Source organism: Candidatus Clostridium eludens (genome assembly GCF_045310515.1).
GTDB classification, from domain to species: domain Bacteria; phylum Bacillota; class Clostridia; order Clostridiales; family Clostridiaceae; genus Clostridium_B; species Clostridium_B eludens.
Genome location: NZ_JBJHZX010000029.1, coordinates 39120 through 59607, shown reverse-complemented (window position 1 = coordinate 59607; position 20488 = coordinate 39120). Strand labels below are relative to the sequence as shown.

Below are 20488 nucleotides of genomic sequence, written 5' to 3'. Positions count from 1 at the left end.
TTATTACTATGCATCCTACACTTTAATTGTTTACTTTCTATTTATTGTACTCAATTTATAAATTTTGGTCATACTATTAAGGGTATCATTAATCCTTTCAATTTTTTTGTATAAAAAATAAAACTCAAATTAAAAATAATTATTATTTATTGTAGACATGTGATCGTATTTTAAAATCTAAGCATCTCAACGGTTTCAGAGTAAAATTAATTTTATTGACTCTTTAGAATATGTTATGAAATTCGAATTATTTTTGACGGCAAAATATAAAGAGGATTTTACAATTGAACGTTTTTAAATACATATATTAACAATATGTGTATTTTCAATGCTTACTATAATAATATTAAATTAACATATATTGTATATATACAAAACTATTGAAATAACTTGTATTCACAATAAATATTATTAAATTTTCTCAAGTATAGGAGGATATTATGTGGGAGATTGTTTTAATCGGTGTTGCTGTCACGGCTATAGGTTTTATGATTGAAAGGTATGATAAATAATAAGAATTAGAGAGCGTAAAATCTCTCTTTTTTTATTTAAAACATAGAAGATTGGATATAATGATTAATGCTCATAAAAATATTTTATTATCTCACTCGATTATGTATTACCTCAATAAAAGCTCTGGAATTAACCAGGGCTTTTATCTTTTTTAAGTATATATTTGATCTCTTTCCACCGATATAGAATAAACTAAGAACTCTTATTATTCGATAATAATTCAATCTTTTTGTCTGCCAAAATAAATCCTATTCCTGATATTAAGCCTGCTAAAGCTCCTATTATATCAGCTATTCCTATGTTGCCGCGCACAACACAACCCACTATTATTCCAGCAATTCCTACAATAATAAGAATTATTCCTATGACTTTCATTTATTTCTCTCCCCTTTCAATTATTACATATAAGTACTTCTACAATAATATGTATATTGCTGCTGAATATTCCAATTTTATATAAAAAAAGAAAGCCCCGGTTTCTCGGAGCAATAACTATTTTTACTATGAAATTATGATATAATAATTATCAAGAGAATAAAAATGTTTTTAGTTAGTCACCCTCCAGTAATTTTATCTCTTTCAAAGAGGTCGTTACGGTTAATTTGACAGCAGAGGGGGGTGACAATGTGAGTGATAATCTGGTTATTATTGTTTCCTTGGTATGCATAACAACAACAGGTATAGTGATAGGTACAACCGTAATTTTTGCTATACTGGCATACCTAAAAGAAAAAGCTATACTTAAACATAAGAATAACTTTCAAGAGAATAATAGTGAGATTTCTATTACTGTCGATGATGATAGAAATAATCATTCAAAAAATTAAAATGCACCCTCGCATAAGTGCATTTTAATTAACTAAATCCATTCTAAACTAAAAACCGTAACGGCTTCTTTTAAGCTTATTATACCATAATGCATAGTATTTTAAACAAATAAATAAAAATTTGTATAATATTTTATACAAAAGTAGAGTCTAAAATAGCCTATAACACCATTCTAGACTTTTAAATTATTTATCATTAACAATATTATTTACTTCTAGCACAGTACCTTTTATTATGTTATAGATATAATCATCACTTAAACCAGTTCTGCCTTTTATAAGCTCCAATACCTTGGAATGTTTAACTGCACCTTCCCAATTAAATTCCTTGCCTAATTGCTCAACTGTTTTAACTGCATCCTGGATAATCTGCTTATCCTTGTTATATCTATCAATTCCTATAGATTGTATAACAGCCTCTTTTTGCTTTTGTATAAGTTCCTGCTTACTATCCAAATAACTTTTTATTTGCCTCCTGCCAATTTCAATTACGGTGCCTATAACTGCACCTATAATTGGTACTAAAATATTATTTATTACTATCTGATTCATTGTATACACCTCCATATTTTTTTATTAGAATAGCTTTTTAAATCCACCGGATCCCTGGTTATCATTCCAATACACTTCAGGAATACCACCTTTCCTTATAACAATGTAATTTCCTCTATCTAAGTGAATGCCCATACTACCGTCAGATCTTTTCTCAATATAAAAACATCCTAATATCGGAAAAATATTAGGATCTGGCGGAATAGTTTCTTCATATCTTGGAGCTGCGACTGACTGCGTAACTGGAGCTGTACTTAATATTAAATTTTTCATATCCTGTAATGGGTAGTTTTTGCCTGGACAATCCGTTGAATAAAATTCTTTATGGCCACCTATCTTAGTTATTTTATACTTATCCTTAATATATTTACCTAAGTCTACAATAGCCTGTTTTTGGACTTCTGGCATAACCTCTTTCATATAGGTGCCTTCTGCACAAATTCCAATGCTATGGTCGTTCATGCCTGGACAATGTGCTCCAACTGCGTTTTCAGGTCTTCCAGTATAAATTTGTCCCTGTTTTGTAACAAAATAATGATATCCTATTCCTGCCCACCCATTAGACTTGTGCCATTGGTCTACATCATAAACACTGCATTTTGAGGACTCTGCATGGTGTAAAACAATAGTGTCAGGTTTATTTCCATAAGCTATATTACTTTTAAAGCTTAAATTTGATTGAATAATATTCATAAAATCATTCCTCCTTTTTCTTTCCTTCTAATGAATCTATTCTGTGATGTGCAGACTTTGAACTTTCCTCAACTTTTGCTAATCGTTCACCTATTGCTGTCTGGTTTACCCCTAGAATTTTTATGTCATCCCTCATTTCTTTAACATCGCCTCCCACAAAGTCTAATTTGGCTTCTATTCTGGCAAGGTTTTGCGTATCTTCCTTTCCATCTTTGCTAAATAACCGTAGTAAGGATATAAAAGCAATTACTATAGATGCAGTAGAAATTAATATACTGATTGTTACTGTATTCATGTCCATACCTCCAATGATTATATTAAAAAAGAGTCTGGTTAAAAAACCAAACTCTGATTCTATTAATACTTGCGTTTATAATACGTTGATTTTCTAGTAGTGGTTTTGGAAGAACTGCTACCAAAAGATGAACTCCCAAATCCTGTACTTTCCGTACTATCGCTTTCTGTAGCACCTGCACTTCCTGTACTATTAAATTGCTTTATATATTGAACAGCTTGAAATTGAAGTTGATTAATTTTCCCTTGCTTAACTGCAGCAGATAAACTATCGTCTCCGTAAATGTCCTGTTCTTGTTTCCTAACATCACCTAAATATTGTGATGCTTTATTATACTCATATTGCTGCTTGTGTAATTGAGAGAGTTCGTCAGGTAAACTTATTACTTCCTTTTCAGGATTTTCAATAGGCGTAATATCGTTTCTTAAAGCTCTGCTCCAGTCACTATCGGATATATCAGGATTTTCAGCTTTGAACTTTTTAACTGCTTCCTGGTATTTTGAATTTATATCACTTTTCAGTGAATAAAAATCATCAATAGTTCGTGGCTGTGAATATGGATTAACTAAAAATCCTCTTACACCTGGAATTTGTTCTAGTAAACTTGCTGGTTTTTCATTTTTAGCACCTAGAATAGTATCCATGGCATTTACAGCATACTTACCAAGTCCTGCAGTATATCCCTGGATGTATTATCTATTTTCTTAGGAGATAAGCCACCATCTGTAAAGTTGGATGCAAATTTCCCTAAGTTTTTTGCTAATAAAGAAGTAGAAGCTGAGTATCTTTGATAAGCCGGAAGACTTTGATCTCCTTCGTTTTCAAGTGGAAGTCCAGTAAAGAAACTCTTATTTGCCCACCATTCGACCATAGGTTGAACTACTGCAGGGATTCCTCCAGGAAGCATATTTCCTAAAAAGTCACTTGCCCATGATTTCATAGCCTTTGGATCACCATTTTTAAAGTGATCTAAAATTCTTTCTGATAAACTGCCGAATATTATACCCAATTCAAAAGGCTTAGGGATACTTATAACATGATTTTGGGTAGGTATATTCCAGAATAAATCTTTTCTCCATAGTGGAAGTTCTTTAATTTTATCATTATCATGATACATAGCCCATAATACTAATGATGGCAAAGTTATACTCACTAAAGCCTTGATTAAAGCTGCTGTTCTGGTCTTAGGATTTCTAAATGTTCTTATCATTTTATCCTGCCCTTGTACTGTAGCATTAAAAAAAGCAATTAGTTTATTAGCATTTTTACCAGCCGTCCCACTTCTTTGAAAGTCTGTTGTTAAATCTCTTGTACTTAATCCTACTTCCGATATTCCTTCTCTAGAATTACCTTCTTTGTTCAACCCTTTAGCAAAATGTCCTAGCCTTGTAGCTTCTTCTGATAATGATGAAAGATACCTAAGAGGCTCTAATGGATTCTTTAAAAAGTCTACTAATATTTCCTTTGGTTTGCCTCTAGACAAAACATTTTTTACACCTTTGGCCAAATAATCTCTATCCATAGATATGAAATCACTTTGAGCACCCCCACTATTTAGCCATAATTGATACATTTCATCTTTTTTCAGCACATGAGATAAACCCTTTATAGTATCTAGTACAGGTATAAAATTATATTTTGAATATACAGTGGCCCCCAATGCATCTCTAACTAAGTTTCTAAATGCAAATTCAGGATTTAAAACTGCCCCTGCCCTTAATGTTTTAGTAGCAAGATTGGCAACTCTAAATATTAAATTACTACTCTCTCTATCCAGTCCCATAACTGCCCGGTATATATCAGGTTCTAGTTGATACAATTTAGGCTTTCCATTAAAAGATACCGTTATAATATTTTCTGAAGCATTACCTCGCATTATCGGCCTGAATATTTTCGCTGTTTCTTCCATGTCAGAATCCTCAATGTCAAAACCTACATTTTCCAGTGAACTTTTAATTTCACTCAGTTCAAATTTAGTTACTGAAAATTTAGGTGTTACATTCTCAACAAATTTACCCATCCCCCCATTTTCTTCTGCAAATTTGACTAAACTCTGTGATACTAAATTTCTTTCAGCTAGGTTAGTAAAATAATAAGTATTTTTAACTATACTCTCTATTGGGTCAACTATACTAGCATTGCTGCCTCTCATTTTTCTAACAGGACTTTTAATATTACCAAAGGTACTTCCTGTATATTTACTAGTACCTTCTTCATTATCTAAAACCCTATAGAATGGTACATAGTCTTTATTGAGTTCCTTTATTTTGTTGTATTGCTCCTCACTCATTAAACCGCCATCTACAAGTCTTTTAAGTATAGAATCTTGGTAAGTTTGGAGCGCTTTATGAGCCTTTACAAACTCTTTATTTTTATCATATTTTTCAACTACCTTTTCTGCATCCATTAAATCAAACCCAGTCCTTATGCCCTGTTCTTCTTTTTCAATAACTCTTTTTGCTATAATGTATTTTCTAAAGTTGTCCATATCATCTGCTTTTATGGGTTTCAATATTTCATTCAAACCTTTTGACATTTCAATAAGCCTACCATTTTCATTATAGTTGTAAACTCCATACTTAATAGCTCCTATGGCTTTACCACTCCAACCTCTAAACAACCAGGCCATTCTAAAAGGATCACTCCATATACTTTTAGTTGTACCCTTTTTGACCAGATTCTCTAATGGTCTTAGCTCGTCTACCCAAGTAGTGTAAAATTTATCGAAGCTAGTGTTTTTAACATCTTGTATTTTTTCTTGCGCCTTTTCTTTAATAGTTTTTCTACTGTCTCCAAAATCTACATGAGCTAAAACTCTATTGCCTGCATCAGCATTTTGATATTTCATATAGTGCTTTCTAAAAATGTTAAGTGCCTTTATTAGTTTTCCGTCTAATATTTTCCCAAACATATTGGTAAATGTAACATTACCTAAATCCTCACCGGTTAGATATTTTCTAACGAATTCAGCTATTCCCTCACTTCTTTGTTCCTCAGTATTTAGTTTTTGTAACTTGGCTTGCTCTTCTCCTAAATCCATAATTTCTTTGTTAAATTTAGAATTATTTTTAACTAAATCATTTATCCTGTATAACTTATCAAGATGATGGCCTATTTCATGAGATAAAGTTGGTATATCTTCAGCTAATTTAGTCCTTATAACTTCAGGCCGTTCTTTGTATATTCCTGATGCTCTGCGCTTATTCATTCTCCCAACTCTAGTTGGTATATCTAATTCTTTTATAAGGCTATCTATAATTTGTTTTCTAGGTAATGTTTCACCTGTACCACTACTATTTAAAGTTTTTCTATCTGGTGCAATATAGGCTTTTGTGTCAGTAGATTTCTTTTTAGCCTTATTGATATTATTATTTTTATTAGATATACTATTGTTAGTGGAAGGATTCAGGCTGTACCCGGTTGTTTGGACGTCTAATGTCAGGGAAGTACCTCTGGTACTGTCATTGGCAGTTACAGAAGGCTTCTTCCACATTGTCTTATTGGATATAGTGGGATTATTATTTAAAGATGTATTGTTATCCATTGAATTTATGCCAGGCTTAACTTCCAAAAAAATACTTTCTTTACTCCCTAAATGTCCTGTGCTAGTTCTTCCATTTCTAAAGATAGTATGTTTCATAGTAGCATTGCTTTTAGACTTGCTCGTTACTAGGATTAGTCCATTTTTATTAATAAAAAATTTTGGTTTACCGTGTCCTAATTTTTCCGATCTTTGAGTTAAAATTTGAATCTTTTTTTCCTGTTCAGGTGTAGTTTGAGCTAAATCTCCTTTAGTTTGTTCCTGAGAATTTCCTGTAATTGATTCAGTATTATTGATGCTATCATTCTTGTTTAATATACTATTATTAGGAACTTGATCAAACGCGTCTTGGGCGTTCATGGAGGGGCTAATATTATTAGCATTAACACGGGAGATCAGGTTCTTTTCTTCTCGTTTCGGTCCTTCTGCTGTTTCCTTTGCTGCATCTTCCTGAACTCCAGCTCCTGTTCCTGAAGTTTTGTTGCCAGTAACACCTTGTCCCTGTTTTTCATTACTTAAACCTCCTAATAAACTTTGCTGGCCTCCTATTTGATTATTGTTTAATTTGTTTAAATAATCGCCCTTATCCACTAGATCTACTATTTCTTTACTAGCTCCTTCTGCTGCCCTAGTATTGCTCATGCCCTGTTCTATCTTAATTGCATAGTTATTTAATATATCATTAATAGGATCGCCTGCTTTATTTTTCCCAAGGTCTACTAATAACAACCCCTGATTTACTAAATCTAATTGCTTCTTATTGGCCGTATCATTTAGCACATTACCTTTTTCATTAAGCAAACTTGCTTTTTTCTTGTTTAAAACATTACTAAAAGCTGACTTTTCACTTCCTAGAATTGACTTGACTTTAGATATGAGTTTTACTTTGTTCTTAAAGTTATTTTTCATTATAAACTCAGAACCACCCAACATATCTATTTGCTGGCCTGTAACTGGAGCAGTTTTAATCTGGTCTATAGCCTCTTTTAATTCCTGGTCTGAAACATGTCCTTCACTTTGAATATAATCCACAGCAGCATTTTGATTAGCTATATTTTTTTCATTATCTGCCGGGAACGCTTCTCCAATCATAGAAGCCTGACTATCCTTTATCTGTTTATTTACAACTTTGTTCCAAGCTCTGTCATTTAGTTTAGATATATTATAGCCTTGTTTAACAAATTTATCTGTAGTAGATAACCCTAAGTTCTTTATATCATCTAAATTATAGCCGCCATCCCTAAAGACTTGTGCTGCATCTTTAGATGTTCCTTTACCTTCTCCTATGTTCTGAAGTGCTCCAATTTCCCTTGCCTGCTTATCAGTTATGCCTTCTTTTTCTTTAAGTACCATAGCATTAACATATGGTGTTTTAGTCCTGTTTGCTAGTTCTACTCTATGATGACCATTTACTACCCAGTTCTTTCCGTTCCTATCCTGCCATATAGTAACAACTCCTGCTTTAGTATGGTCAAAGGTATCAGTCCCTTTCAATTCATTACTAGTACCTGTATTGGAATTCATATCTTCTTTAAACTGGAACCTTTGAGGATTAACACCTATTAATCTGGTTGGTATTTTCCTAATATTATCTGGAATTTCGTCATTTTTAATCTTCGCTATACTATCATTAACCTTTTGGGTCGCTGGCTCTGAGCTATTTTTTATTTCATCCTCAACATTATTTTCTTTGTCTGAAGGTACTTCTTGGCCATTTAAAGTAATGGTATTACCTAAATACTGAGGATTTAAATTATTAAAGCCATCAATCCCTATTTTGATATCCTGGCCACTTTTATGCTGTGCTGTTATTAATTTACCATCATTATTTTTTATGATAACATCACCTAGATTTTTTAGGCTATACTTCTGTCCTGGTTCTATAGTTTGGGGTGTAATTAAAGCTTCCTTTATTTCCTCTCCATGGACTTTTACAGAGCTATTATTTGCCTCAGGTATATTTATATTACTAGGTACGGTTTCTTCTTTCTGTGGCGTTATTTGAGTAGCATTTTCTGGTGTCATAGTAGGTTGTTCACCAGTATTTATAGTTGTGTCTGTATCAGATAAGGTATTGATAAATTGTTCTTGTGGCTGTATTGAATTAGCTTGAGACATTTCATTATTATTAACCTCAGGAACTCCAAAAGCTTGAATATCATTATTAACTTGATTCTGTAATACATTTACATTCTTAGGCGTAGGCTCTACATTGTTCTCTATCATATGGCTTGCCAGTTTATGACTTAATGTATTTTTTCCTAGACCTAATCCTGAAATTAATATTGACATAGCACCTCCACCCCATGCATCTTGTGCCATTTGGCTAGTGTCTAAAACTCCACCCTCACCAGTTAATTTCATATTGGGATCATATATTGCTTTCTTGGCCAATCCTGTAAGTGGATCAATTATGGCCTCCTGTGCTGCTTCTTTACCTATGTTTTTAATATATTCAAGACCTAATTTCCCGTATTTACCTATTAAAGTGTTTGCTCCATTATTTATTAAGCCTTCTGCTGCATTGCCACCAATTAATTTAGATATTCCCTTAAAAGGTATAGCTTCGGTCAAACCTTCCAAGGCACCACCAGCTAATCCATAAGCTAATTGCTGGCCGGTTGTAGCACCTTCCTTTTCTGCTTGGGCAGCATAATTACCTCCCGCCTGTTCAGCAAAAGGCAACATCTGAAGTGCTGTTACTGCCTTTTCTCCTAGTCCTGCAACTTTCCCAAGCTTTCCTAAAGCACCACCTGGTAAAAATACAGTAGCAACCTGACCAGCTCCTTCTATTGCTAATTTGGCGGTTCCCTTAGAGGAATAAGGATCAACATCTTTCAATTTATCTTCATAGCCTTGTACTTTTTGATCTAAATAATTATGCTGGTTATCCAACCAATCCATAACAGAATTATCCGGATTACCAGCTATATATTTATAGGCTACTCTTGGAAGATTCTCAAAGCCTTCAAGAGTACTATATAATGAAGATTTTGCAGAATTTGAGAGTACGTCACCCCATGAAGGTTCATTTGGATCAGGTTCTTTTCTCTCAAAAGCTTTTGTTATAGTATTTAAATTTGAATTATTATTACTGGTATCAAAATTTTTGCCGAACTTTCCCAAAGAACTATTATTAAGCCAATTATTTATTTTACTAAAAAAGCCGGGACTGTTTTTTAAATTATCAGTCCCGGCGTCATAATTACTTACTGTTTGGCCTGGCGTACTTGTAGTAGTATTTGGAATGCTTTCCCACATATCACCGTATTTCCCTAAATCACTGTTATCATTATTAGAAGGACTATCCACAAGATGCCACTCTGGTAATTTAACGTCTATTGGGCTAGTGGAATCGCTTGAAGTATCATAATCAGAAGTATTATCCTTAGAAGAATCCTCCAAATGCCACGCTGGTAGCTCAATGTCAATTGGGTTAGTTGAATCATATGAGGTATCGTAATCTTGTTTCTTTTTTTTGTTAACAAGATGCCCTTCTGGTAGTTTAAACATTAATACCACTTCCTTTTGTGTTTGTTAGAATAGAATTATTATTTTCCACCTAAACTTTTATACATCTTCGAATAAAAATCCAAAGCTTCCGCATAACTCATACCTGCATTTGAAAGTTCTGTTAATATTCTTGCTCTACTACCTGTTAAATTTGCTAAAGATTTTTTATTACTAGACGCATCATATACACTGCCGAAAACATCTGCTGCAGCATTTGATATCCTGGCGTTGATTGCATTTGCTGACGTATTGTAACTCTTCAAATTTAAATTATTATTAAACTGAGAATTGTCTGCGTCAAGATTAAACTTCTTCAAATTTAAATCATTATTGAAATTTGAATTAGCCTTGTTTAGATTAAATTCTTGCTGCCAGTTACCTTGTTCTACACCCTTCCAGTAGTTATTATTATCAAAAATCTTTTGCCAGTTACTCTGGTCTATGCCTTTCCAATAATTACTGTCATTTAACTGTCCTACTTGATTATTATAATTAAGCTGCTGCATATAAAAATTTCTGTTATTTGATAGCTCATTATCATATCTATCCAGGTCCGTATTTTTCATTTTATCTGCTAGGGCTTGTAAATCATCTAATCTATTTGCAGCCATGGTATTTTCCTGATTCTGTTCTTCCGAACTTGTATTTGCCTGCTGCAGTGCTAAATTATTCAAGGCAGCTACCTTGTCTGTCTGTATCCCTGCCAGTGCCCTATTATTTATAACATCTGCCTGTGCTAGTCCACTTGTTACTATAGAGCTTCTGCCAAGACCTCTATTTAAAGCGTCATTATTTAAATTATTTTTGGATATCTTATTATTTAAATTTTGGTTAGCAACAGATTTATCATAATTGGCCACAATTGTTCCCTTTGAATTTTCTAAGTTTGATAGATTATTTGTTAAAGCATTTCTTAATCCCGTAACTTTCAAATTGTAAGAAGGATCATATTGATTCTGGGCTTTGGCTTGATACTCACTGTCTGACAAAACCCTTGTAAGAGGATTTTGAAGTGTAACACTGCCTAACCCCGTATATGTTGTATATCCTGCCATAATATCAGCTCCTTATTTCATTAATATAGTTTAACATACGGAACATCCACCTGCTTATTCTCATATGAAATACTAGAATCATCTCCAGCTTTAAACTCTATACAATGTTTATCTCCCGGAATATCTCCTTCAGCATTACTTCTATTTCTGTAATAAATCCTAAAATCATATTCATAGTTTGAACTAAAAGTGTTAATGGCATCTATCATATCCTGAAAATGCTTACTACTTAATGCTGTTTTATAGTCATCAAGCTTAGGCACATTGGAACCTATAATGCTATTTATGTGTTCTACCACTGCATTGTATTCTTTCCTAGTAAAGTATCTATATTTACCATTTTGTATTTTATTGTTTTTTTCTAAAATTTCTATTTGGTTTTGTTCATCTGTAGTAAGAGTTACCGTTGGATAGAGGCTATAATAATAACAATCTTTATCCAAATATATGTCTGCAGCTGTACTTTTAATGAACTCTTCTGTCTGCCCAATATATTCATACCAATTCATGATAAACAACTTAATGTTAATCCACAAAATATGTATGGATGTATTGAGTAAAATTCCGTTATTGTAATCAGGGGTTGAAATACCTATTGGCTTTTTAATATCATCTAAAACACCAGAAAAGGTCGGTCTTTTTATAACTTTGTACTCTAAAACATAAATAGGTGAAGATATTTTACCATCATTATTAACATAGTAACCACCGCAACTACCAGCATTATCTTCATCAAAATCAATACCTACATCACTTTTATACCACGCACCATATTTATCAAAAAGGCCGCCAATATATTCATAGCCACCTTTGAACAAATGGAATACTTTATCATTTATAGTTACTTCACCATTAGCAGTTTCAGACACTCCATGACGTATTGTTGAATACCCTTCTATTTTAATATTTGGTACTTCAAACCCGCATTTATTCCAGGTACCAGAAGTTAAGTTTCCAGTTATAAAATATTTGTTTGTAGTATCAGAATAATATGGTATAAATTTATTCTCGCTTGCATTCCTTTGAAGTAATGTAAGCTCTGTACTTGTATCACAACCATATGCGGATATCCAAAGATTAGGTAAAGCAAGTTCGCCTGCACCTGAATCTCTAGCATATACACCTCCTAAATAAGCACTTGCAAATGTTCCCATAACACCTGTATCTGAATATGCTTCAATCTCATAATACGGAACCCAAGACCTGGGATAATTACAAAATGCGGCCATATCGACCTTTGCAATTCCTGTAGGAGAGCTACACCCAAGTTCTTCGAAAACTTCATTGCCAATTAATGTTCTTACGTTTCGTTTACATAGTATAGGAATGGATAGCCGAGGAGAAAATCTAAAATTTGCATTAGCTCCTAAATCAGTTACTTCAAAATAATAGTATTGGCTATGTCCTCCATTAGGCCGGCATCCTAAATCACCATATTTTACACTTAAAATATCAAACATCATTTATTACCTATAGAACTGGAAGGTTTATTACAGGATCATCAGCAAAATAAGCATAAGTTGCTGTTTGATTTGGTTCGTCAACCGCCAACGTAGGAGTTGTCTGAGTTGTTTCAGTAGGAGCAGAGGTTGTTGTCTTAGTTACCTTTTCATATATTTTCATAAATAAATATTTGAAATTATCATTTATGTTTTTTATGTCTACCGAGCTAGTTCCATTTATATTTTTTCTTGAATAATCCATATAAAAACCACTCCTTGTATAGCTTTATAAAAAGTTACACTAAAATAATTTTGTGTTGTAACCTAGAATTTTTAAAATACAATGTAAAAAACACCGTAAAATTCAATTGAATAATACAGTGTCCTGTAAATTGTTCGTTTTTTAGTTATTACGTTAAACAGGAATTTTGTGAATTACTATAACCCTACTTTATCCCAATACGCATACGATAGCAAAAGTCTATTTCAAATTCACTATTACCCAAAATTTCTAGAGTTCTCTTTTGGAAAGAAAGCAAAAAAGAATTAATTTCATCTATATTGACTTTCATAATAGCCTGTAGTCCTCCCTGGCTTAGGGCCATTTCAATAAATCTTTGTGCATTGCAAACTTCAGAATTTGAAAAAACTATCTCTCTTACATATCGGAAATTCCCACTATTTCTCATGTTTAAAAGATGTCTGCCTTTATCCCATCGCTTAAAGCTATCCTTAACATCTGGATGTGTAGACTCAATTTCTTTCACCTTGTGAAAAAGCTTATAATATTCGAGCTCTGCTTTCCAATTACATACAGGTGGCCAGTCATAATCATAAACTGCAAAAACGCCCCCTTTTTTTAATATCCTTGATACCTCACTCAAAGTCGTTTCTGGATTCATCCAGTGAAATGATTGAGAACATGTAATAATGTCTGCACAACAATTTTCTAAACCCGTATTGTCTGAAAATGCAGAAACAAACTCTACATTTTTTAAATCAATTACCTTTTCTCTTGCTATTTGAATCATATCAGCACTTGGTTCTATTCCAATAACTTTATTACTTATCCCACTCCAAATTGTTGTAGAAAGACCTGTTCCGCATCCCAGATCTACGATAAGAGATGGATTATTCCCTAAGTATTTGAGTATTATTTCTGGAACTTTTTTAGGACATTTAGGTCTTGCATTATCATAAACATCAGCAAAACCCCGAAATCTATCTGCATTAAGTTGTAGGATTTCTCTCATTAATTTATCACCCTTTCCAAGTGTTTACTATATATAAATTTGCTCCGTTACAATCTGCAGTTTTAACTTATATAGAAATCATAACATACATATACCACATATTCTGTGGAAAACATAAATATTTCTATTTTTAAAGAGCATCGTTCATATTTTATCCTTTTCTGGACATTATACCCGAAAAGAAATTTTTTAAATGTTGTTTGCATAATCTCTTAATCTGTATTAAGTATTGACTTTTGCAAAATTATGTAATATATTACATTTATTAGAGATATTTCATTTAGAAAGGAGATAACTTTTGTGAAAAAAAATTTTAAAATAGTGCAGAGTATTTTAATATTAAGCTTTTTGCTATTAGTACATAACATATCAGCCGCACCCACAAGTATAAAAAATAACTATACTATGAATCAGCCATATAGTTCTAAAATTATACAATCCGATAATTCAAATAAAACATCACAGCTTCAATTAGCTCCTTCATTTTACTGTAAAAACAACAACACATGCATTAGGAGCCAACCAAATACAGACTCAAAAGTTTTAGGAATCCTATATTATGGTGATATAGTTAATGTTGATACTAATGATTGTTATACTGGTTCTTTTATTAAAATTCATTATAAGGGTAATATAGGTTACGTTTATGATGCTCATTTAGCCAGTTCAGAATAAGCCAATACGTAAATTTGGTGAAAAATTTTAAGTGATTTAAATACCTACAAAATCATACATTCTTCAACTTTTAAATTATATTTTAAAATAATTGATAAAAATTTATCAGCATTATCTTTTATTTTAATGTTTCAAACATATATCCTTGTGATTTAAAATATTCTATTACTTGAGGAAGTGCTTGCACTGTAGTAGCTTTAGTAGATGCATCATGCATCAATACAACTAGATGATTTTGATTAGCATATCGCTTTACAGTACTAACTAGTTTGGCTGTAGGTACTCCATTATAGTCAGCATCCCCCGTCAAATCATTCCAATCAATATAACGATATCCATTACTTTCTGCTTCTTCTCTAAATGGCTTTAATTTTCTGCCAAAAGACCCCCCTGGAAATCTTATGAGCTTTGAATTATAATTATTTCCCAAGATAGATTTTAATACTCCATTACACTTATTTACATCATTTATAAATACTTTTGGATTTGAATATATGTAATTCATATTATGGGAATAAGTATGATTCTCAACTGAATTACCTTCTGCAGCTTCTTCTTTTACAATATCTTTATTCTTTTCTGCATTTTGTCCAATTAAAAAAAATGTAGCTTGTATATTATAATTTTTTAATATCTTTAATATTTTAGGAGTATTATTCGTGGAAGGTCCGTCATCAAAAGTTAAATAAACTACCTTCTTTCCGTCTGATTTATATGGATTAAATTCACCTAAATCTTTTGTAGTACCAGTTTGTGCTTTGTTCTCTCTCTGGTTCATATACTTTTCTGCTTTTTTGTCATTAGTTTTTATTCTATTTGATTCTTTATTAGGTACTTTTTTCATTGCAATAAGTCCAATAAGACATAAGAATAACAATGCTACTACTATTATTAGTTTATTTTTTTTACTTTTTTTAGTTATTTTGTATTTTTTCATAAATATACTGTCCCCCTATACTTTCTAATACAAATTATACAAGTTTTAAATTATACAATATATTAAATTTCTATTAAAACAGTAAATTTTATATTATCTTTTTGTAGTACTTGTTTAACCCATGTTTTTCATAACTGTTTTTTAACTTTACAGTTTTATTATAGCTTTAATGTATTTTTACTAATAACATAGGAAATTCCAGAGAATAGAGTAAAAGTTTAGTTAAACTTTATCTCAAAATTCATTCTTTACTACTTAATTGCACATTAAAGCCCTTTTAAAAAGCTATTTTCAACAAACTTTTTTATAAACCCATCTTTTCATTAATCATATTCTATTTCATAAGTTATCTGCATATCTTTTAACTTAAATTTTGAACCATTTACACTGGAAAATGAAAATTTAAGTGTTCTGCCCTTATTTTTTATTCTCTTTTTAAATATTTGCTCAGCTGAAGTCAAATCAAGTTTAACAGTTTTTTTCCTGCCCTTTTCATTTTCTATACTTATTTCAACCTGGCCTTTTCCACTTCCTAGAAAGTACATCATCTGAGTTCTCTTTACCGCATTTGAAACTCCAAAATTCAGCTTTCCGGTTGTCCAGTTTGCTTCATAACCATTAGTACCAGGGGAATCCAGTTGGAACATATTAAATACACCTAAGCTATTGCTAAAATACATATTTCCCTCAAACTCTATAAAATCCTTTATAGTTAAACCCCTTATGAATGTAAAATTACCATCCTCTGTATTGTATTTAATCAAAAGATTATTAGTTGTTGAATTTCCTTCTGGAACAGCAAGATGGTATTTATTGTCATAAAAAATTCCTACCGCATTTTTAATATAATTTGGGTTTAGGGATTTCCATGTATTTTTAATCTTTTGACCTATAAGTGCTGCAGTAGAGCCGTTAAAGGCATATATTCCATCCTTAGCTGCGAAGTATACTGCAGATGTTCCTGATACTATACTCCTGTCAGATATTGCCCCTGTGGTGCTGCATACCTGCTCCAATTCATAGTTGCCGGGATATGTGCCAAATATCCTAAAGATATTTTTATTTTTAAATACGAATAAATCTCCAAATAAAACTTTTAAACCTATAATTTTACCCCCATCCCATGTAGGAACATCTATTAATCCTCCATGCTGATTGGCTTCAGCTTCATCAATAGGTATGGTCCAGTCATCTATATCTAAGTCTTTAGAAAAATACACTCTGTTTGGAAAATCTACGTCACCTGCAAGCCACACTCTTTCATGGTTTAGTTCAATCATGCCGCCTTTTGGTACAGGCTCTTCAGTAAAAGTCTCAGGTACTGTAACATTTTTTGAGATTATATCTTCTGTAACGGGAAATTGGAAAAATTCAATGATTACAGGATAAGAATATTTAGTTGTGCCAATAACAGTACCTTTTTCAAACAAAGTAATGTATTCTCCAACATAAACTTCCAGTATATCAGATTCACTAGGATATACTATGGCATCATAGGGGAATGGATCCCCACAATTATATGGTTTATTTGTACTTGACCTTTTGATATACATGGCATTTCCTGCGTTTACAGAAGGATAACATTGTACTTTAATTGAATTCTCTTTGCTACCCCCACCTATTCTCACGATTGTTGAGGATTCAAGTGGAGGTATATTAAGGGTGGTAACATCTGTTATTCTCCTGCTTTCGAGGTTCCTATATGAACTTCCGTCATACACCTTAACTGGATTAACACCGTCTCCAAGGAGCATTACCTCCTTATCTCCAACTTGATAATTCAAATAATCTGAATTAGTTGTTAGAGGCATTAAAGTTGTATTGCCATCTTTGAAAAATTTAGCAAGCCTAGCTATATTACTTTGAGATAAAACAATTGAAGGTTCCTTTATAGTAGACAGAATACCACTGTCTATGTCCACATTTTGCCCTGCACTTGCTTCACTTATATCTAAAAGAGTTTCATCTTTATACTCATTTATTCCATTAGAAAAATTAAAACTCAATAAACTTTCTTCACTCATAAATTCATCACCTTTTTATGAATTTAAATCTGCTATTACGGTATATTTTGCTTTTTCGGTTGTAACTCTGCTGTCTGCTGTAATTAACTCCAGTGCAAATTGATGTACACCTAATATGGCCGTATCTTTTTGTGTTAGTTTGTATTCAACTACACCATTTATGGCATCTACTATATTACAAATACCCACATTGTTTTTATTATCAATAACAATATTTATTGAATTCCCTATTAAATTAACACTTTCACCATTTGCAGTTATGGCGATGCTAAAAACAACCGCCCCGAAATCATTTTGTGTTATTTTAATAGGATCGTTGGCAGCAGCATACATTAAATCCATTTGGAGATCACATTTTTTAATAGCTTTATTTGTAAAATTAAAAAACAAAGCTATTCTTTTGGTATCTATTCTAAAATTTTGGATAAACTGATTAATTCTTTTGGTATCTATACTGGCAGTTTGAATTACTTTAATTTTTCTTATGGCATCTATATTAATAGTTTGTGATGGAAGTACCTTCCTTTTTGTATCAATTAATATTGTTACTAATTTTTTAAGATTTCTTAAAGTATCGAATTTATTTGTAACTGTTCCAAAAACTTGTCTCTTAGTATCTGCTGTAATAATTTGAACAGGATTTACAATCCTTCTAGTGTCTACCATTATAGCTTTACTGTTTCCAATAACCCTTTTGGAATCAATAGGTGTATCTACTGATTGAATTGATGTTCTTTTAGTATCTATGTTTATTGCTTGTGATATAGGTAAAATTAATGTATAAGCCCCATCAGAATCTAAAGTATCTGATACTAGGACAGTATTATCTATATTTAAAGCAGGGCGAAGTCCAGCCTCACCTACTTTAGCAGGGGTACCATCAAGGGAGCCGTTCTCTTTAACCATACGGGATACATAAGAAGTACCACCAACTAGTGTTCTTACCCACCAATGCCAGGGATTTGTGACTATAGAAGGCTTAGAGCCACTGCCATTTTTAGTATTTGAAAATGCCTGCTGTGTTAGAGTAGATATTCTATTAGAAGATGTACTAAATAGAGACAGCACAATTCCTTCTGCGATACCATTTTCATCTGCAAGGCCAACTTCAGTAGTAGACAATAAAAATATTTTATCAGTTATAACTTCGCTGCCTCCACCATCCGTTACAGTATTTTTTACTACTATGAGGTCAGTGTTCAATATTTTACTCAATTCACTCCCACTAAAACAATTCAAAAATCCTTTCTTAGAAGCATACCCAGTTGCCTGATAAAAATTTGAATCAATTGGGACGGCATCATGATTATTTGTATCTGTTGTACCATCTGTCAAATTCTGTGGTGTAAACCATTCATCTGCTGCACCATTAGAATTCAGCCACTGCCTCAAGTTTGACGTTCTATACCTATTATTGCCACCGGATACCCTGTTACTATCTGCGTTTCCAGCTTCTCCCGCATCAAGCCCCCTTAAATCAATTATCTTTTCTGCTACCAGGGTTACTGAATTTGAAGGATAACCATCATGGTTTTTATCTGCAACTACCCATACTATAGGAGCTTCTGTTTCAGATTCAACCTGATAATTACCAAGTTTAATCTTATCGCCCACTGCTAAATTACTTATTGATTGAGACAATTATATTTCACCTCCAATCCAGCCACAAGTAAGTTAGTGGCTAAACTGCATTTACTGCTGTAGATACTACTAAATCCACACTTGTATCATTGGATGGACTTTCTGTACTTACAGCCTTTGCTTTTACCCAGAACACTGTATTTGTAGTACCTATTACACTTGATATGGTAAGAGCTGATCCATATGCTCCGAAGCTTCCTGCCACTCCTGCATTATCTGGTGCTAGGGCCCATTTGTCTGCCGTTGTCCCCGTGGGGGTTATTACAGTATTACCGGACGTATTGTATCCAGCATCACATCTTATTGCTAGTTTTATTGCTGCACTTTCTTCATTGTTCGTTGCATTAAGAGGACCTACTATTATTGGTGAAGTTTCAGTTCCCTCAGATACCTGTATTCCATCAGTTCCTCCACTTGTTACAGATCCTTGATATACATGAATCAAATTTGCCATTTATAACATCCTCTCTATTTTTTATTTGTTGATTGTGAGTTTGGTTGGCTGCTATTCATTTCTGTTGTTTCTGCAAGCCCTGTAATTGCATTAAATTCACTCAGGCACATAGTTGCTGCATTAAGCTCTTTCTTAAACATAAAGTAATAATAGGCTGCATATGAAGCCAGTGCAATGTGATAAGCTGCCTGTATAGAAGGTTCCTCTTCATCATCTTTCCCATAAACCAAATCCACCGGTATATAGTTGTAATACATGGTTAAATCCCCTACCACATCAGGGTTGGTTACCAGTAATATATTACTCTCATTGAAATAATCATTAGGACTTAATCTTCCTCCTCCAGCACCTTCTTTTTGAAGCATAACAAGACTAATGAAGTCTGCAGGGAGAGTTACAGGTGTGTCAGCTTCGGCAGTTATTGTAGCAATCTTAGTTTTTTTATTCGTTATGGCAATTATTTTATACCCTGCATTAATACCACTTATGACAATGTTAGTTATTTGTCTATCCCCTTCATGTTCTCCTACTCTATTTAATGCAAATTTGAATATTTCTCTAAGTTTCATCTTTCACACCACCTGTTAACATATTAAATTCGCTTAAAAGCATTGCTGCAATATCCGGCTTTCTCCTGTAAGCATAATAAGTATAAGAACCATAGACTAATAAAGCATAATAATAACTATCTTTTAAATTAATTACATCTGTATCATCTACTAACCTTACGGGATAGTTAACATATTTTAGTGTCAAAGTCTCATTATGAGCATCCTTTGACCTTATATATAGTAAATTAGCTATTATTTCATAATCTAGGACTGATAAACGCCCTATTGTATTATGAGATACTTCCACTTCCTCTACAAAGTCGTTTGGCAGTACATACCCCTCTACATAATCAAAAGAAACATCCTTGGTCCTTTTATCTAATTTAGATGCAATTAGCATATACCCTTCATTTATCCCAGTTTTAACTACTTGGAGTATGTCCTCTTCAACCTCGTCTATAGGATCTTCCTCAATTCTATTTAAAACATCAGATATAGCATTTTCAAAAGTGAACAATTCAC

Annotated in this window: 18 protein-coding genes; 2 read left to right on the top strand and 16 right to left on the bottom strand. The window is 32.7% G+C overall.

Translation table 11 applies throughout. From position 1 onward, the window contains the following. Nucleotides 1-705: 705 nt before the first annotated feature. The gene (locus tag ACJDU8_RS17830) at nucleotides 706-888 is read right to left on the bottom strand and encodes a hypothetical protein (protein WP_406793514.1); all 183 of its coding nucleotides are present in this window, start codon (nucleotides 886-888) and stop codon (nucleotides 706-708) included. Between the two features lie 251 nt (nucleotides 889-1139). Between ACJDU8_RS17830 and ACJDU8_RS17825 the strand changes: the two genes are divergently transcribed. Further along, entirely contained in the window at nucleotides 1140-1340 is a 201-nt protein-coding gene (locus tag ACJDU8_RS17825; protein WP_406793513.1) for a hypothetical protein, read from the top strand. 186 nt (nucleotides 1341-1526) lie between these two features. On the opposite strand, the gene ACJDU8_RS17820 is transcribed toward ACJDU8_RS17825, so the two are convergent. The 9 genes from ACJDU8_RS17820 to ACJDU8_RS17780 form a co-directional block, all read right to left on the bottom strand. Beyond that, on the bottom strand, nucleotides 1527-1892 hold the full coding sequence (locus ACJDU8_RS17820; protein ID WP_406793512.1) for a hypothetical protein: 366 nt from the start codon (nucleotides 1890-1892) through the stop codon (nucleotides 1527-1529). A gap of 24 nt (nucleotides 1893-1916) precedes the next feature. Beyond that, complete coding sequence (locus ACJDU8_RS17815) at nucleotides 1917-2585, bottom strand: peptidoglycan recognition protein family protein (RefSeq protein WP_406793511.1); 669 nt, start codon at nucleotides 2583-2585, stop codon at nucleotides 1917-1919. Nucleotides 2586-2589: 4 nt separating this feature from the next. Then, on the bottom strand, nucleotides 2590-2880 hold the full coding sequence (locus ACJDU8_RS17810) for a hypothetical protein (RefSeq protein ID WP_406793510.1): 291 nt from the start codon (nucleotides 2878-2880) through the stop codon (nucleotides 2590-2592). Between the two features lie 62 nt (nucleotides 2881-2942). Next, entirely contained in the window at nucleotides 2943-3524 is a 582-nt protein-coding gene (locus ACJDU8_RS17805) for a hypothetical protein (protein ID WP_406793509.1), read from the bottom strand. A 5-nt stretch (nucleotides 3525-3529) separates the two neighbouring features. Next, on the bottom strand, nucleotides 3530-9934 hold the full coding sequence (locus ACJDU8_RS17800; RefSeq protein ID WP_406793508.1) for an LPD38 domain-containing protein: 6405 nt from the start codon (nucleotides 9932-9934) through the stop codon (nucleotides 3530-3532). A 38-nt stretch (nucleotides 9935-9972) separates the two neighbouring features. Further along, nucleotides 9973-10989, bottom strand: coding sequence for a hypothetical protein (locus ACJDU8_RS17795; RefSeq protein ID WP_406793507.1), 1017 nt, complete (start codon nucleotides 10987-10989; stop codon nucleotides 9973-9975). Nucleotides 10990-11009: 20 nt separating this feature from the next. Then, the gene (locus ACJDU8_RS17790) at nucleotides 11010-12449 is read right to left on the bottom strand and encodes a hypothetical protein (protein WP_406793506.1); all 1440 of its coding nucleotides are present in this window, start codon (nucleotides 12447-12449) and stop codon (nucleotides 11010-11012) included. A gap of 10 nt (nucleotides 12450-12459) precedes the next feature. Further along, nucleotides 12460-12693, bottom strand: coding sequence for a hypothetical protein (locus tag ACJDU8_RS17785; protein WP_406793505.1), 234 nt, complete (start codon nucleotides 12691-12693; stop codon nucleotides 12460-12462). 184 nt (nucleotides 12694-12877) lie between these two features. After that, nucleotides 12878-13684 (bottom strand): class I SAM-dependent methyltransferase, encoded by an 807-nt coding sequence (locus tag ACJDU8_RS17780; protein WP_406793504.1) that lies wholly within the window; start codon nucleotides 13682-13684, stop codon nucleotides 12878-12880. Nucleotides 13685-13984: 300 nt separating this feature from the next. Here ACJDU8_RS17780 and ACJDU8_RS17775 point away from each other — a divergent pair, with 300 nt between their 5' ends. After that, entirely contained in the window at nucleotides 13985-14359 is a 375-nt protein-coding gene (locus ACJDU8_RS17775; RefSeq protein WP_406793503.1) for an SH3 domain-containing protein, read from the top strand. A gap of 118 nt (nucleotides 14360-14477) precedes the next feature. On the opposite strand, the gene ACJDU8_RS17770 is transcribed toward ACJDU8_RS17775, so the two are convergent. The 6 genes from ACJDU8_RS17770 to ACJDU8_RS17745 form a co-directional block, all read right to left on the bottom strand. Continuing rightward, nucleotides 14478-15296, bottom strand: a complete 819-nt coding sequence (locus ACJDU8_RS17770) for a polysaccharide deacetylase family protein (protein ID WP_406793502.1) — start codon at nucleotides 15294-15296, stop codon at nucleotides 14478-14480. 323 nt (nucleotides 15297-15619) lie between these two features. Beyond that, the gene (locus ACJDU8_RS17765) at nucleotides 15620-17320 is read right to left on the bottom strand and encodes a hypothetical protein (protein ID WP_406793501.1); all 1701 of its coding nucleotides are present in this window, start codon (nucleotides 17318-17320) and stop codon (nucleotides 15620-15622) included. A gap of 15 nt (nucleotides 17321-17335) precedes the next feature. Beyond that, the gene (locus ACJDU8_RS17760) at nucleotides 17336-18961 is read right to left on the bottom strand and encodes a DUF6273 domain-containing protein (RefSeq protein ID WP_406793500.1); all 1626 of its coding nucleotides are present in this window, start codon (nucleotides 18959-18961) and stop codon (nucleotides 17336-17338) included. 40 nt (nucleotides 18962-19001) lie between these two features. Beyond that, nucleotides 19002-19415, bottom strand: a complete 414-nt coding sequence (locus ACJDU8_RS17755) for a hypothetical protein (protein WP_406793499.1) — start codon at nucleotides 19413-19415, stop codon at nucleotides 19002-19004. Nucleotides 19416-19429: 14 nt separating this feature from the next. Then, a complete protein-coding gene (locus ACJDU8_RS17750) occupies nucleotides 19430-19984 on the bottom strand; it encodes a phage adaptor protein (RefSeq protein WP_406793498.1) in 555 nt (184 codons plus the stop codon). Continuing rightward, nucleotides 19974-20483: a phage adaptor protein gene (locus tag ACJDU8_RS17745; protein ID WP_406793497.1), complete on the bottom strand. Its 510-nt coding sequence runs from the start codon at nucleotides 20481-20483 to the stop codon at nucleotides 19974-19976. The genes ACJDU8_RS17750 and ACJDU8_RS17745 overlap by 11 nt, the downstream gene beginning before the upstream one ends. Nucleotides 20484-20488: the final 5 nt, after the last annotated feature.

Excerpts from the sequence above, each read along its gene's own strand:
- ACJDU8_RS17830 (WP_406793514.1), bottom strand. The coding sequence starts at position 888 with ATGAAAGTCATAGGAATAATTCTTATTATTGTAGGAATTGCTGGAATA.
- ACJDU8_RS17820 (WP_406793512.1), bottom strand. The coding sequence starts at position 1,892 with ATGAATCAGATAGTAATAAATAATATTTTAGTACCAATTATAGGTGCA.
- ACJDU8_RS17815 (WP_406793511.1), bottom strand. The coding sequence starts at position 2,585 with ATGAATATTATTCAATCAAATTTAAGCTTTAAAAGTAATATAGCTTAT.
- ACJDU8_RS17810 (WP_406793510.1), bottom strand. The coding sequence starts at position 2,880 with ATGAATACAGTAACAATCAGTATATTAATTTCTACTGCATCTATAGTA.
- ACJDU8_RS17805 (WP_406793509.1), bottom strand. The coding sequence starts at position 3,524 with ATGGATACTATTCTAGGTGCTAAAAATGAAAAACCAGCAAGTTTACTA.
- ACJDU8_RS17800 (WP_406793508.1), bottom strand. The coding sequence starts at position 9,934 with ATGTTTAAACTACCAGAAGGGCATCTTGTTAACAAAAAAAAGAAACAA.
- ACJDU8_RS17795 (WP_406793507.1), bottom strand. The coding sequence starts at position 10,989 with ATGGCAGGATATACAACATATACGGGGTTAGGCAGTGTTACACTTCAA.
- ACJDU8_RS17790 (WP_406793506.1), bottom strand. The coding sequence starts at position 12,449 with ATGTTTGATATTTTAAGTGTAAAATATGGTGATTTAGGATGCCGGCCT.
- ACJDU8_RS17785 (WP_406793505.1), bottom strand. The coding sequence starts at position 12,693 with ATGGATTATTCAAGAAAAAATATAAATGGAACTAGCTCGGTAGACATA.
- ACJDU8_RS17780 (WP_406793504.1), bottom strand. The coding sequence starts at position 13,684 with ATGAGAGAAATCCTACAACTTAATGCAGATAGATTTCGGGGTTTTGCT.
- ACJDU8_RS17770 (WP_406793502.1), bottom strand. The coding sequence starts at position 15,296 with ATGAAAAAATACAAAATAACTAAAAAAAGTAAAAAAAATAAACTAATA.
- ACJDU8_RS17765 (WP_406793501.1), bottom strand. The coding sequence starts at position 17,320 with ATGAGTGAAGAAAGTTTATTGAGTTTTAATTTTTCTAATGGAATAAAT.
- ACJDU8_RS17755 (WP_406793499.1), bottom strand. The coding sequence starts at position 19,415 with ATGGCAAATTTGATTCATGTATATCAAGGATCTGTAACAAGTGGAGGA.
- ACJDU8_RS17750 (WP_406793498.1), bottom strand. The coding sequence starts at position 19,984 with ATGAAACTTAGAGAAATATTCAAATTTGCATTAAATAGAGTAGGAGAA.